The organism is Helicobacter sp. (assembly GCF_029067145.1).
Classification (GTDB): Bacteria; Campylobacterota; Campylobacteria; order Campylobacterales; family Helicobacteraceae; genus Helicobacter_D.
This window is the reverse complement of record NZ_JAIEFA010000057.1, coordinates 1-14,133: the sequence shown is the minus strand read 5'-3', so window position 1 is coordinate 14,133 and position 14,133 is coordinate 1. Positions and strand designations below refer to the sequence as shown.

General features: G+C 36.2%; 12 protein-coding genes and 1 tRNA gene. 9 read left to right on the top strand and 4 right to left on the bottom strand.

Annotation, left to right across the window (positions count from 1 at the left end):
• Positions 1-57 precede the first annotated feature (57 nt).
• The gene (locus tag K2N75_RS06090; RefSeq protein WP_297681112.1) at positions 58-1,197 is read right to left on the bottom strand and encodes an RluA family pseudouridine synthase; all 1,140 of its coding nucleotides are present in this window, start codon (positions 1,195-1,197) and stop codon (positions 58-60) included.
• Positions 1,198-1,275: 78 nt separating this feature from the next.
• Between K2N75_RS06090 and K2N75_RS06085 the strand changes: the two genes are divergently transcribed.
• From K2N75_RS06085 to K2N75_RS06050, 8 genes are all read left to right on the top strand, one after another.
• The gene (locus K2N75_RS06085; RefSeq protein WP_297681111.1) at positions 1,276-2,403 is read left to right on the top strand and encodes an FtsW/RodA/SpoVE family cell cycle protein; all 1,128 of its coding nucleotides are present in this window, start codon (positions 1,276-1,278) and stop codon (positions 2,401-2,403) included.
• Positions 2,381-2,457, top strand: a tRNA-Ile gene (locus tag K2N75_RS06080). Before K2N75_RS06085 ends, K2N75_RS06080 begins: the two co-directional genes overlap by 23 nt.
• A 31-nt stretch (positions 2,458-2,488) precedes the next feature.
• Positions 2,489-2,716: a heavy-metal-associated domain-containing protein gene (locus tag K2N75_RS06075; protein ID WP_297681110.1), complete on the top strand. Its 228-nt coding sequence runs from the start codon at positions 2,489-2,491 to the stop codon at positions 2,714-2,716.
• A gap of 9 nt (positions 2,717-2,725) precedes the next feature.
• On the top strand, positions 2,726-3,568 hold the full coding sequence (locus K2N75_RS06070; RefSeq protein ID WP_297681108.1) for a TerB family tellurite resistance protein: 843 nt from the start codon (positions 2,726-2,728) through the stop codon (positions 3,566-3,568).
• 9 nt (positions 3,569-3,577) lie between these two features.
• A complete protein-coding gene (ciaB, locus tag K2N75_RS06065) occupies positions 3,578-5,584 on the top strand; it encodes an invasion protein CiaB (protein ID WP_297681106.1) in 2,007 nt (668 codons plus the stop codon).
• 9 nt (positions 5,585-5,593) lie between these two features.
• Positions 5,594-6,424 carry a CheR family methyltransferase gene (locus tag K2N75_RS06060; RefSeq protein WP_297681104.1) on the top strand — a complete coding sequence of 277 codons (831 nt, stop codon included), beginning with the start codon at positions 5,594-5,596 and terminating at the stop codon, positions 6,422-6,424.
• Position 6,425: 1 nt separating this feature from the next.
• Positions 6,426-7,091, top strand: a complete 666-nt coding sequence (locus K2N75_RS06055; protein WP_297681103.1) for a CheB methylesterase domain-containing protein — start codon at positions 6,426-6,428, stop codon at positions 7,089-7,091.
• Entirely contained in the window at positions 7,078-7,677 is a 600-nt protein-coding gene (locus K2N75_RS06050) for a YigZ family protein (RefSeq protein ID WP_300120158.1), read from the top strand. The genes K2N75_RS06055 and K2N75_RS06050 overlap by 14 nt, the downstream gene beginning before the upstream one ends.
• Before the next feature lie 130 nt (positions 7,678-7,807).
• On the opposite strand, the gene K2N75_RS06045 is transcribed toward K2N75_RS06050, so the two are convergent.
• Genes K2N75_RS06045 through typA form a run of 3 tightly spaced genes read right to left on the bottom strand, consistent with a single transcriptional unit; the run spans position 7,808 to position 13,380 of the window.
• A complete protein-coding gene (locus K2N75_RS06045; protein WP_297681099.1) occupies positions 7,808-9,196 on the bottom strand; it encodes a PhoH family protein in 1,389 nt (462 codons plus the stop codon).
• A complete protein-coding gene (locus K2N75_RS06040) occupies positions 9,197-11,569 on the bottom strand; it encodes a ribonucleoside-diphosphate reductase subunit alpha (protein WP_297681097.1) in 2,373 nt (790 codons plus the stop codon). It abuts the gene before it with no gap.
• Between the two features lie 11 nt (positions 11,570-11,580).
• Positions 11,581-13,380, bottom strand: coding sequence for a translational GTPase TypA (gene typA / locus K2N75_RS06035; protein WP_297681095.1), 1,800 nt, complete (start codon positions 13,378-13,380; stop codon positions 11,581-11,583).
• 131 nt (positions 13,381-13,511) lie between these two features.
• Here typA and K2N75_RS06030 point away from each other — a divergent pair.
• The coding region (locus K2N75_RS06030) for a hypothetical protein (RefSeq protein ID WP_300120157.1) at positions 13,512-14,133 on the top strand (622 nt) is incomplete at its 3' end.

Genomic DNA, 14,133 nt, shown 5'->3' with positions numbered 1-14,133 from the left:
TTATATAATTTAGTGCAAGATTTCTTCAAGGAGAATTAATAATTTTACAAAGAAAATCTACACAATAGAATCCATAAAAAAAGCAGAATGATAAAGACTTTCAAGCGGAAAAAGCAGATTATTAGAGGAATCTTGATAGTTTTCTAAAGAAAAATGGGTTTTTAAAAAGTCTTGCATATCCTCAAAAAGCGGGGCATAAAAATGCAAAGTTTCGCCATTTTTTGGGTGGTTTAAATAAAGTAAATGAGAGTGAAGCAAGATTCTGTCTTCTAAAAATCCATTGAAGTGAGAATCTTTTGTATAACCATAAAAGTAATCGCCTAAAATATGACGATTTAAACTACTCAAATGCGCACGGATTTGGTGCGTGCGCCCGCTAAAAAGCTTTGCTCCAATGAGTTCATAACGCAATTTTTCATTTTGTGCGGAGGAAATTTTAAAAAACGCGGTTTTAGCGGATTTTGCATTGGGATTATTTTTGTTTGTCGTAGTGTATTTTAAACGATTTTTGGAATGTCGTATTAGTGGAGAATCCACCATTTGCGATTCTTTCAATGCTTTATCAATGACACAAAGATAATAGCGTCCCATTTGACGCGATTGCAGCTGTGATTTTAAATGTTCGTGCGCGAAATTTGTCTTTGCAATTACGATTGCGCCGCTTGTGCCTTTGTCCAATCTATGCACAATGCCCGCGCGATAGGAATCCCCAAGATTAGAAAGTGAAAATTTTTTTTGTTTTAGCCAATCTACAAGCGTGTATTGTTCATCTTGCACATTTGCACGATGGACGATTAATCCAGCGGGTTTATTCAAAATCAATAACTCCTCGTCTTGATAGAGAATTGGAATCTCAAAGGTTTGAGAATTTGTAGAATCGCAAAGAGGCTTGACTCTCTCTTGAAAAGTAAAAATATCCTGCGCTTTTAAAAGGATTCCAAGTTTGGTAAGAGGAGAGCCATTGAGCAAAATTTGCTTGTTCGCACAAAGTTTTTCTACTTGCGAACGTGAGATTTGCAGTGTTTTAGCGAGAAAAATATCTGCTCGGATTCCTATTTCATCGGCGTTAGGAATGAGCGTTTGGTAAGAAATAGAATCCTGTTTTTGTTGGGATTTAGAATCCTCGCAAGTAGAATTTGGATTCAAAAAAACAGAGGAGGAATCATAGGCAAAAGCAAGATGTGATTTTTTTTTCATTTTTTATAGAATCTTTATTTAAAAATTATGTTAAAATTATCCTTAAAATTACCGCATATTTATTTTTGGGATTGTCTTTTGTTTAAAATTAACCGCAAGATTCTAGCATATTTTGATTATACTTTGCCTTTATTGATTGCTCCAATTATTCTGCTTTCTTGGTTTTTAATTAACGAAAACAACGAATTTTTGGGCAATAAAGTTTTAGTTTATGTCGGCGTGGGATTATTGATTTTTGCGGTGGTATTTTTGATTCCTGTGCGTAGAATCCCGTGGTTTATCGTTGGCTTTTATTGTGTTAATGTCGCGCTTTTGGTTTTGGTTGAGTTTTTTGGAGATACGCGTTTGGGCGCGCAAAGGTGGCTTGAGATTCCTTTTATCCATTTCACTTTCCAGCCTTCAGAGACGATGAAACCTGCATTAATTTTGATGATAGCTTACTATGTGGATAAAAAGCCACCTCCTAAAAATGGCTATAAGTTGCTAGATTTTTTGAAGCTTTCTTTTTTGATTTTGTTGCCTTTTTTGTTGGTTTTAAAACAGCCTGATTTGGGAACGGCACTTGTATTATTGCTGATGAGCTTTGGCGCATTGTTTTTAATCGGGGTAAATTATAAGATTTGGCTTACCTTAGTGATTGGCGTTTTATTTTTGTCTCCCATTTTGTATGCGAATCTGCACGACTATCAGAAAAAAAGAATCGTAGATTTCATCTCCAAAGAGCCAGATTATCAAGTCAAACAAGCAATGATTGCCGTAGGTTCAGGCGGAATCTATGGAAAGGAAAAAGAAGCAGCCACGCAGGCATTATATAAGTTTTTGCCCATTGCAACAAGTGATTTTATTTTTCCCTACTTTGTAGAAAGATTCGGTTTTGTGGGCTCGGTTGGATTGTTTATTCTCTATGCTTCTTTGATTTTTCATATTTTTTCTATGAGTTATGAAAATGAAAAAGACTATTTTTTAAAAATGATTTCTTATTGTATAGGCTTGTTGATTTTTATTTATTCGGGAGTGAATATTGCAATGACGATTGGGCTAGCACCTGTGGTTGGGATTCCATTGCCATTATTTAGTTATGGAGGCAGCAGCTTTATTACCTTTATGATTCTTTTTGCTGTATTAGAAAATTTACTTGCCTTTAGATATAAATTTGTGTATAATCATACCTCTTTTTCAAAAAGGGCCCTTAGCTCAGCTGGTTAGAGCACTCGGCTCATAACCGATTGGTCATAGGTTCAAGTCCTATAGGGCCCACCACATCACATCAAAACTTGGGGAAATTTAAATTATGAAAAAAATACAATGTCAAAATATCAAATGTCAAGGATGTGTTAAAAAAATCAATGAAGCACTTTTGCAAAAATATCCTTCCTTGCGCGTAGATATTGCAAGCCAAAGCGTAGAGGTAGAGGCAGATAATAATGGAATTGCGGAGATTAAACATAAGCTTGCAGAATTGGGATTTTTGAATGAAAGTGGAATCCTAAATAAGCTTAAAGGGTTTTTTGCAAAATAAGGATTGCGAATGGAGATTTTACTGCTTGTTACGATTGTCATTATTGCCATTGCAATGATTAATTTTAGAGATTATCTTAATCACCCACAAAAACGTCCTCAAATCAACAATAAAGAAAAGGATAGTGAATTAAGCGAATATCAAAATCCATACAAAAATCAAGAGCAAATCTCTAGCCTTAGCAGAGAGGAAAAGATTGCAAAGAGTGAATATGGCTTGATTGTCGCGCTTTTATCCAAACTTGCTCAAAGTGATGGCAAAGTGTGTGAGCTAGAGCTAGAGCTTATGGAAAACACCATACAGGATATTGCAGATGCGTTGTGTTTGCAAAGTGCGATGAATCAAAAAGATGAAATTTTAGAAATTTTGCATAAAATTTTTGATTCTACTAATGAAAGTGTGGAATCCCTAACTCAAAGCTATGCAACACTTACCAAAGGACAATACAAAAGTCGCTTAAAATTGGTAGAATATTTGCTTGCTCTTGCCTATGCAGATGGCGAACTAGGGAATGAGGAGCGCGAAATTATTTTAGATGTTGCGGCTTATTTGGAGATTAATAATGAAGATTTTAATACTCTTTATGACGCCTTTGAAGAATTTTATACTCAAAAACAAGCAGATTCTACTTTGCAAGAAGCTTATACTACTTTAGGTGTAAGCGAAGAAGATAGTATGGAACATATTAAAAAAACCTATAAGAATCTCGTGCGCCAATTCCACCCAGATATTTTATATCACAAGGGTTTGGAGCAGTCTATTATGGAGGATTCCACCAAAAAGTTACAAACCATTAATCAAGCATATCAAATTATCAAAGAACACAAAAAGGCAGCAAGCACAGCAGAGTAAGGAGTAAAAATGACAGAAGCGGATGTTTTGCACGATATTACAAAAGTTTATAAACGTATAGAGGCACAAAACAAGCAGACAAACGCACTTTATGAATCTATCAAAACAGATAAAATTCCGCATTTTTTGGAAAGTATTTTTGTGCAGATTCCACACAATCGCGAATCTCTACTTGCTTGTTTAGACCGCGTAATAGCACTGCAGGAAGCTCCTTTGATGAATGTCTTGCAAAAGCTTGAAATGCAAGAGGAACAAATCATCAGCCTAAGAATGCAGCTTTTAAAAATCACTTGTAATTTTCATATGGAAAAACATCAATTATTGTTGGGATATATCACAAAGGAGCGGCTTTTAAGTCCATTTTTGCGGGCATTAATTCAAGCAGTTCATAAGATAGGCTTATGTTTTAATGAATTTTTTATGGCTTGGCAGAGGGATTTGATTTTGGGAATCAATCGTGAATTAAATCAAAAATACAATAAGGATTTACAAAAAATCTTAGAAGTTTTAAAGCCTAGTATGGAGATTTCTTCTACTTCTACACTTTCTTTAAAAAATATTTTAAGTCAAGAAACCTTAAAAGAGCTCCCGACACAAAAAGATGTGTTAGTTAATGAAAATGAAATAGGAGATAGAAGCTACTCTGTGCCTGTACTTAAGGATTCTATCTATCAAGCTGTGGCGTATGCGGAATTTTTTAAAGAAGAGTTTGAAGAATTAAAAAAGGCTTTTGATGTAGGGATTGAATCTTTGGAAAAAACCCCAGAAGTTTTACCAAAATTAGAGCAAAAAAACGCACATTTGCATTATTTAAAAACCTTAAAATCCGCCTTAATGCAAACAAACACGAGTCGTTTGTTGGAATCTTGGAGACTTGTAGATAAAGCTTGGATGACGATTTCTACTCCTTTGCAGATTGGACATCCTTTAGAATATTATGAAGACCATTTTAGAAAGGCTGTTGCTCCTGAATGGGATTTGCGTATTGCTAGAATTTACGATGGGGTTGATTTGCTCAATCCTCAAGAAGAGCAGGATTGTAAAATTTCCAAAGAATCTATGTTGAAATTTTATCAATTTTACAGCTCTAAAGCTCCCCATACCGAATATAAAAAAGAAATTAATTCGTGCGTAGAGGAATCTTTGCTTAAAACACAAAGTTATGGTGGGCTACCTGCACTTTTTTATGGAGCAGAGCTAAATGGGCTTTTTAGTGCGCAAGTCGTGCCAAATGATGAAAAAGTTAGCAAAAAATATGGCAAAAAGATTTTTTATTTTCCCGATAGAGTGCGCGAATTATCTATGGCTAAGCCTTTTATGCTTCTAACTTCTAAGACTTTTCCGCAAGATTTTTTGGATTTTAATAGGGAATTATTGTTTTTTAAAAAAGAGAATTGGTATAAAGTGTATGAGATTGCGACGATTGGGCACGAGTTTGGGCATATTTTATGGGTAAGTTCAGATAGTGAATTAAAAATGAATGCAAGCGGGCAATTTAAAAATATAGAAGAATTTAAGGCGACAATGGGCGGGCTTGTCTATTATTTTTTGTCCCCCAATCAGCCCTTGCTAAAAGAGCTTATTTTTAATACTATTGCACGTGCGGTAGGTTTGATTGCGTGGATGAAAGAAGATGAAGTATTGCCTTATTATTGTGAGGGGTTAATCCACTTAGAAGTTTTATTTGGTGCAGGGGTTTTACATTATAAAGGCAATTTTGAAACAACAGCATTAGAGGTTAAAGTTAATGAAGCTACAATGCAAGCTCTAAAAAAGCAATATTTGAATGTTTATAATCGGTTGATTGTAACTTATTTAAACAAGCAAGATGCAAAAGTTTTTTTGGATAATTATGTCCTAAAAGATTCTGAAGGAAATTATAAACCTATAAAATCAGAAATAAGAGCTTTTGTGGAAGATTATTATCAACAATACCAAAATATTGGGCAAGTAACCGATACTTTGACTTCACAAAAATGGCAAGAAGCCTATAAAAAACAGCATAATTTAAACTAAAGAGGAAGAATGTCTGTCAATATTAACAACAGCGATATTAATAAGGCGCGAGAAATTATCTATAAAATCGCAGGAATTTACTTGCCGACTAGCAAAGATTCTACTATTAAAAATCGTTTGGATATACTAAAACGCAAATTTAATATTCAGGATTTTGATAGTTTTTTTCATCAAGTCACGCATGGGCATTTTAAACAGGAATTTGTCAATGCTTTTACGACAAATAAAACAGATTTCTTTCGCGAGGGATTCCATTTTGAGGATATGTTAGATAGAATCTTGCCACATAGATTAAAGGAAAATGAGCCAGTAAAAGTTTATTGTTCGGCTAGTTCTACGGGTGAAGAACCTTATTCTATCGCAACAACTTTACTTTATGCAAAAGAAATTTATTGCTCTAGCACTCCTGTGAGTGTTCTTGCGACTGATATTGATACTTCGGTGTTGGATTTTGCCAAAAAGGGTAAATATGTCGTAAATACCAAGTTGAATCCTTTACCGACTTGGGTAGATTTGAAAGATTATTTTGATATAAGACACAAAAACGACCACGAGCTTTTTATGGACGCAAAGTCAAATTTGAAAAATATTTTGACTTTCAAACAGCAGAATCTTTATGATTCAAGATATCCTTTTGGGATAAAAGAATTTGATATTATTTTCTGTCGCAATGTGTTGATTTATTTTAAGGTTTCAGACCAAGAGCGGATTTTAAGTCAAATATTTTCTCATCTGAAAATTGGCGGGACGCTATATCTTGGGCATTCAGAAAATATTTTAAATCTTGCTCCTAAGGTGGATCGCTTAGGAAAAAATATCTTTGTAAAAGTGATGGATTAGCTTGACAAATGTAAATGAAAAACATCATCCAGATTTGTTGTTGAAGTCTGACCCCTACAAAGGAGAGGGCAAAAAGCTAATTGCTATTGGTGCAAGCACGGGAGGAGTCGATGCGATTGCAAAGATTTTACAAACCCTACCACGCAATTTACCTCCTATTGTGATTACGCAACATATTCCAGGCAACTTTTCTACTTCTTTTGCTCAAAGACTTAATAGAATCTCTGAGCTAGATGTTTATGAAGTGCGTGGAAAAGTCATTTTGAAAGATTCTTGTGCCTATTTAGCAGCTGGTGGCTTACATATGATTTTGAAGCGGATACATAATGATTATTATGCCGAACCTCAAGAAGGGATTCGTATTTCACGTCATTGTCCAAGCGTAGATGTGATGTTTCGCAGTGTAAATAATGTTGCAGGTAAAAATGTTCTTGCGATTATTATGACGGGTATGGGAGACGATGGAAGCATAGGAATCAAAGAGCTTTATAATAATGGAGCTTATACGATTGCGCAAGATGAAGAGAGCTGTGTTGTCTTTGGTATGCCCAAACAAGCTATTGCGAAAGGGGCAATTTGTGAGATTGTTGGTTTGGATTCTATCGGAAATAAAATTGTGAGTTTTGCAGAAGGGAATCTCAAGCGCGTATTAAATGATAATGACTAGCCTATATTATCCTTTAAGGATTGTAGAATCTAGTTTTGAAGTGAAGGGTTCAGAGTTTCTTTCTTATTTAGTTGCAATCAAGCATTTCACCGAATTTGTTGTGCAAATGCGTATAGAACACCCCAAAGCCGTGCATTTTGTAACTTCCTCACGCAAGTTTAATCCGCAGGGACAAATTGAGGAGAGTTTTAGCGACGATGGAGAGCCTAAAGGCACTTCGGGTATGCCTACTTTAAAGGTTTTGCGTGGATATGATTTAATAGAATGCGGTTTGTTAGTGGTGCGCTATTTTGGAGGCACATTGCTTGGCACAGGCGGACTTGTAAGAGCTTACACGCAAGGTGCAAAAGATGTAATAGAAAAGGCAAAGGAGCAGGGGGTATTGCAGCTTTATATTCCTCAAGAATCCCTTGCGATAAAGATTCCTTTTAGCGCATTTTCTAAAGCTGAATATTGGATTAAAAAACTTGATATTCAGATTGTGCAAAAAGAATTTTTGCAAGAGGGTGTGCAATTGAAACTAGAGGCTAATTTGGAGAATTTGCAAACTTTTTTGGACAAGGTAGAATCCCACAAGAGCGAATAGCTTTTACTGCGATTCTGTCGTGAAGTTTTTGTATGCAAGGTATTCGCAAGTTTGGGTAAGTCGCCAATGCGCGCAATGAAGTTTTGTAACTTCTTGCAATGACAAATGCTAGAATCGCAGTTAAGATATTTTAGAAATTTTCTTCAAACCAGCTAGCAATCTCACTACGAATCGTTTGATGCAAAACAATGCCTGCAAGAAAATCATCTTGTTTTGCTTTTTTCAGCAAGCTAATGAGTCCATTGCGGTGCTTGCTAAGATAAGGGTGGTCAATCTGCATAGGGTCGCCCAAAAAGACAATCCTAGAATCTTCTGCCATTCTTGTGCCAATTAGCTTAATGGTTGCATTAGAGGCATTTTGCGCCTCATCAAAAATGACAAATTTCTTAGCAATACTTACTCCGCGTGCGTGGGCAATATCTAGCACTTCAATGTTGTGTTTGTTCAAGAAATATTCTGTGGCTTCTTGACTTTGTATGCTGTTTGCTTCTCCGCGATATTCAATGCGTTTGGCTAGAGATTCCTTTTGCATTTTGGTAATCATAAAGTTAATTGCACTAAAAAGAGGATACATAAAGTAATGCAATTTTTGATTTTCATCACCTTTGCGGAATCCAAGTTCTGCCTCTTTATCGTTTGCGGTGATAGTATTGCGCAGATACACGATTCCATTGACGACGCCTTTTTTTAGCAAATGCAATCCTGCTTGTAAAGCAATGAGTGTTTTGCCGCTTCCTGTTGCGCCGCTACAAATTGTGATTTTGTTTTTGGGGTGCGTTAGAAGTGCGTAAAGAAATTTTTGCTCTAAGTTAATCGGATTAATATAGAGTTTATCCTCTTCTAAGCGCGCATCAAAATCCAAAGGATAAAAGCTATTGTCTAGTTTAATGCCGTAATGTTTTCTGCCTGTGAGGTAGAGGCTGTTTTCGGTGTTGTCTTGTTCGGAAATCTCAATCAAACTCCAATTTTTGAGTGCAGCAAATGCTTCATTGCGCTCAAGATTTTCTTTGATATTGCTTTTGTGGATTTGAAAATGATTCAAAAACTCAATGGCTTGAGGATTCTCCATTCTATCTCTCAAAAGAGATTGCGAAGAAAGATTAAGCGAAAGCGCATAGACTTTGAGAGAAATATCGTTTGTGAGTAGCACAAAATGATAATCTTTGGCAATCTCCAAAATGCGCGCGTCGTTTAATCCATAGTCTTGAAATTTGGTTTTATAATTGGGTCTATGAATCATTTGTAGCGGAATTTTTTGCTGATGAATTGTAAAATAAAATGTGTGGATTTTATCATTTTCCACAGGATTAAATGAAGAAGTGGAAGCGAAATCTCCTAGATTTCTAAAAAATTCCCGCGCAAAGAATCCTGTTTCATTGCTTAAATCTTTCTTTTTGTCCAATTCACTTAAAGTAACATCACAGATAAAAATTGCATTTTCCCCATTTTGGTGGAGAAAAAAGAGATTCTCCACATCATCTAAAATAATTGAAGTATCAATTAAATAAGATTTTTTCACTTATTGGCAACCTTCACATTCAATGCTGCGGTCTATTGCGTCTGTGTTGTTTTCTGCTTCAATGCTTTGAGAGCGCAAATAATAAGTGGATTTCAAGCCCAATTTCCACGCTAGCATATAAATTTCATTTAAATATTTACCGCTTGCGAGATTCAAAGCCATAAAAATATTTGTGCTTTGTCCTTGGTCAATCCATTTTTGACGAATCGCAGCGGCTTTGATAAGTAAGCGTTGGTCAATCTCATACGCAGAGGTGTAATAATTCCAATTATCCAAGCTCAAATTTGGAGCAACAACAGGAATCAAGCCGCTTAGGTTTTCCTCAAACCATTTGCGCTTATAAATTGGCTCAATCGTTTGTGTCGTGCCAACGAGAATGGAAATAGAGCTTGTTGGAGCAATCGCCATTAAATAGCCATTGCGAATCCCTTTGGTTTTGACTTCTTCGCGCAAAATATCCCAATCATAAACGAATCCAAAAAGCCCTCCGCGGTCAATGAGTTTTTTTGCTTCATTATTTGCCTTGTCAATCGGAAAGATTCCTTTAGACCATTCTGAACCGACAAATTCACTATAAACTCCCTTTTCTTGTGCGAGATGACAACTTGCTTGGATTGCATTGTAACTTATCATCTCCATAATTTCATCAATTTTTGCCAAGTGTTGGTCGCTTCCCCATTCAATGCGCGCTTCTGCTAGCATTTGCGCTTCGCCCATTACACCTAAACCAATCGCACGATTGTTAAGATTTGTTACCTTGACTTTACGATTTGGGCAGAAATTCAAATCAATCACATTGTCTAGCATTCTAATTGCAATAGGAACAACGCGTTCAATGTCCTCTTTAGTATGAATCTTAGAAAGATTGACGGAGGCTAGGTTACACACCGCAGTTTTACCATCACTAGATTCTCTTTGCGCAATGAAAACCTTTTTACCTCTAATGCTGTCAATGGAAGTAATTTTATTGGAGGGTTTTTTGATTCCACAATCTGTAATGACTTCTTGATATTCTGGGAAATCCTCAATCGTTCCATCTTCATATTCCACACGGATAAAACATTCATTGGGTTCAGTATTTTGAAAAATCTCTGTGCAGAGATTGGAGCTACGAATGATTCCTGTATGTGGGTTTGGATTTGCATAATTTGCGTTATCTTTAAAACACAAGAAAGGAGAACCAACTTCAAAATAATTTGTGAGGATTCTTTTCCATAAATCCTTTGCTTTAATCGTTTCTTTGGGGATATTTGGGTCTTGCTCATATTGAACATAGCGGGCTTCAAACGCTTTGCCATAAAGATTAGTCAAATCCGAACAAGTGAGCGAATCAAAGAGATTCCACAAGCCGTCCTCTTGCACTCTTTTCATAAACAAGTCTGGAATCCAAAGTGCTGGGAATAAATCGTGCGTTCTGCGCCTTTCTTCCCCGCTATTCTTCTTAATATCCACAAAATCAAAAATATCACTATGCCACGGCTCTAAATAAACCGAAATCGCACCTTTTCTTGTGCCTAACTGATCTACTGCAATGGCAATGTCATTTGTGATTTTCAAAAATGGAATCACTCCACCCGCTGCATTTTTATGTCCGTCAATAAAGCTTCCAAGCCCACGAATTTTGGAGAAATCCCAACCGATTCCACCGCCATATTTGCTTAGAAGTGCCATTTCCTTATAAGAATCAAAAATCCCTTCAATATTATCTGGTGTGCTTCCGATATAGCAAGAGCTTAGTTGATGACGGGGAGTTCTGGCATTTGAAAGCGTAGGAGTGGCTGCCATTACTTCAAATTTGGAGAGTAAATCATAAAATTGCTCTGCCCAAAAATTTGGGTCTTGTTCGTTTTGGGCTAAAAACATAGCGATTCCCATAAACATATGTTGTGGCAATTCAATGGGATTACCTTTTTTGTCTTTTAGCAAATATCTATCATAAAGCGTTTTTATACCCAAATAATTAAACTGCAAGTCTCTGCTTGTATCAATTTTTTTGTCCAATCGTTCCAAATCAAATTTGTCTTTCATTCCCTTGACGATGCGATTCTCATTTTCGCCTAGTTCTAAGTATTCACGCAAGGTTTTATAGCCATTGAAGCCATTAATGCGGTGATATAAATCATAAAGAAAAAGCCTTGCTGCAACAAAACTCCAATTAGGACAATCAATGTCAATCTTATCCACAGCGGTTTTAATCAGTGTTTGTTGAATCTCTTGTGTAGTGATTTTATCGCGAAATTGCAACTTCGCATCTACTTCTAATTCACTTTGCGAAACACCTTCTAGCCCCACAACAGAATCGCGCGTGTATTTTTGGATTTTGGTTACATCTAGTGGTTCAATGCGTCCATTTCTTTTAATGACAGTTAGCATAGATTCTCCTCTTATTTACTTTTTCTTTTTCTTTGTGTCGGGTCTAATATTTTTTTGCGGATTCTAATGTTTTTTGGAGTAACTTCCAAAATCTCATCTTCTTCAATCCATTCTAATGCTCTTTCTAGGTTTAAATCTCTTGGTGGCGTGAGTTTAATCGCCTCATCACTGCCGCTTGCACGCATATTGGTTAAATGTTTTGCCTTGATAGGATTCACATCTAAATCGTTTTCGCGGCTATGTTCGCCAATTATCATACCAACATAAACTTTGGTTTGTGGCGGGATAAATAAAACCCCTCTTTCTTGGATATTTCCTAGTGAAAAGGGCGTTGCTTCTCCATTTTCCATTGAGATAAGCGCACCATTGCCTCTTGTTTCCACGTTTCCGCTAAAGGGACGAAATTCTAAAAAGCTATTATTCATCACTCCTTCCCCTTTTGTGTCGGTTAAAAATTCACTCCGATAGCCAATGAGTCCTCGCGCTGGAATCTCAAATTCTAGTCGTGTATAACCTTCTCCCATAGGATTCATTGCCTTTAGTTCCGCCTTTCTACGCCCTAGTTTTTCAATCACGCTACCGGCATAATCTTGAGGCGTATCAATAACTAAGGATTCAAAAGGCTCACATTTTTCCTCATCAATTTCTTTGACGATGACTTCTGGGCGCGAAATGCTAAACTCATAATCCTCTCGGCGTAAATTCTCAGCTAGAATCGTGATTTGTAATTCACCTCTCCCGCTGACTTTGAATTTTCCTTCGCCTAGTTCCTCAATTTTCATTGCGATGTTGGTTTGCATTTCTTTTTCTAGCCGCTCTTTTAATTTGTTTGCTGTTACATGTTTGCCCTCTAATCCTGCAAAAGGAGAATCATTGACTGCAAAATTTACGCTCATCGTCGGCTCTTCTAAGTGCATAGGGTCAAGCGGAATCGGATTGTCAATATCCACAATGGAATCTCCAACATTAATAGAATGGAATCCTGCAAGAGCGATAATGTCTCCCGCTTTGGCTTCGTCAATTTCTGTTCTAGCCAAGCCATAGAATCCAATCAGTTTGGTGATTTTGCCCGTTACTTTTTCGCCATTGCTTTTTGCGAGCATTACATTTTCGCCTTTTTTAATCTTACCATTGAATATTCTAGCAATTCCAATTTTGCCCACATAATTATCATAATCAAGGGTAAAAATTTGGATTTGTAGAGGATTTGTGCTTTCTCCGCTTGGCAGAGGCACATATTCTAAAATCGCGTCAAAAAGCGGTTCTAGGTTTTTCTTCTCATCTTCTAATTCTTTTATCGCGTATCCTTCGCGCGCAGCGGCATAAACTACGGGGAAATCTAGTTGCTCTTCATTTGCTCCCATTGCCGAAAACAAATCAAACACTTCGTCAATCACGCGGTCAGGCTGTGCGGCGGGTTTGTCAATCTTATTGACAACTACAATCGGTCGGATTCCAAGCGCAAGTGCCTTTTTGACGACAAATTTTGTCTGTGGCATCACTCCCTCTTGTGCATCTACGAGTAGCAATACGCCATCAACCATTTTTAAGACGCGTTCTACTTCTCCTCCGAAATCAGCGTGTCCGGGAGTGTCAATAATATTGATTTTTGTTCCTTTATAATTGATTGCAGTATTTTTAGATAGAATCGTGATTCCTCTTTCTTTTTCAATCTCATTACTATCCATCACGCGTTCATCTATTTGCTCGTGGTTTGCAAAAGTTCCAGACTGCCTAAGTAGTCCATCTACTAGGGTTGTTTTTCCGTGGTCTACGTGCGCAATCACCGCAATATTTCTGATTTCTTGCATTGTTTTCCTTAAGATTAAAATTAGGTGTGGATTCTAACTAAAACAATCTAAAAAAATAATCAAAAATCTTTGGAATGGCTTTTGCTTATACCTTAGTAATTCAACTTAAATTTTAAGAGAAAGGTGCGTCTATGCTTCCTTTAATAGATATTGAACAAGTCAATCAAAAAAGTGTTATCAAAACTTCAAATGCTCAAAATGTTAGCGAAAGTGAAAGTGGAGGATTTGCTGAAATTTTTAATTTTTTAAGTATGGATAAAAATGCGAAAAAATCGGATATCAAATCCAAAAAAACCCAAAATTCCCAAGAGATTCCGCAAGAATTAAATAAATTTTCTAAAAACAACAACCAACAAAGTAATATTTTAAAAAGTTTAGACGAAAAATACAATCTTTCTAAAAAATTCGCAGAATCGCAAAATAAAAATGCAAAAATAAATATTTTAAATAATCCAAAGGATACTTTGGATACTTTGCCTGCAAAGACAACTTTAAAAAGTGCGAGGGATTTGTTGGAATTTTCAAAAACCCAAACGCAAGAGGTAAAAACTCTAAAAGATTTGAATAAGGTTGCAGAGGATTTAAAGCTCAATATCCAAAAAATTAGCTTGCAAAAGGACGAAAGTAATCAAGAAATAAAACTTAAAAGTATGCCCAAGCAGGAAATGCTTTTGGATAAACAAATTTTAAAAACAAATGAAAATGTAAAAACAAATACGAATGCAAATGCAAAAATACCACAAACACAAAAAG

Bases quoted from the DNA above. Each gene is read 5' to 3' on its own strand.
- K2N75_RS06090 (WP_297681112.1), bottom strand. From the start codon at position 1,197: ATGAAAAAAAAATCACATCTTGCTTTTGCCTATGATTCCTCCTCTGTT.
- K2N75_RS06075 (WP_297681110.1), top strand. From the start codon at position 2,489: ATGAAAAAAATACAATGTCAAAATATCAAATGTCAAGGATGTGTTAAA.
- K2N75_RS06070 (WP_297681108.1), top strand. From the start codon at position 2,726: ATGGAGATTTTACTGCTTGTTACGATTGTCATTATTGCCATTGCAATG.
- ciaB (WP_297681106.1), top strand. From the start codon at position 3,578: ATGACAGAAGCGGATGTTTTGCACGATATTACAAAAGTTTATAAACGT.
- K2N75_RS06060 (WP_297681104.1), top strand. From the start codon at position 5,594: ATGTCTGTCAATATTAACAACAGCGATATTAATAAGGCGCGAGAAATT.
- K2N75_RS06050 (WP_300120158.1), top strand. From the start codon at position 7,078: ATGATAATGACTAGCCTATATTATCCTTTAAGGATTGTAGAATCTAGT.
- K2N75_RS06040 (WP_297681097.1), bottom strand. From the start codon at position 11,569: ATGCTAACTGTCATTAAAAGAAATGGACGCATTGAACCACTAGATGTA.
- typA (WP_297681095.1), bottom strand. From the start codon at position 13,380: ATGCAAGAAATCAGAAATATTGCGGTGATTGCGCACGTAGACCACGGA.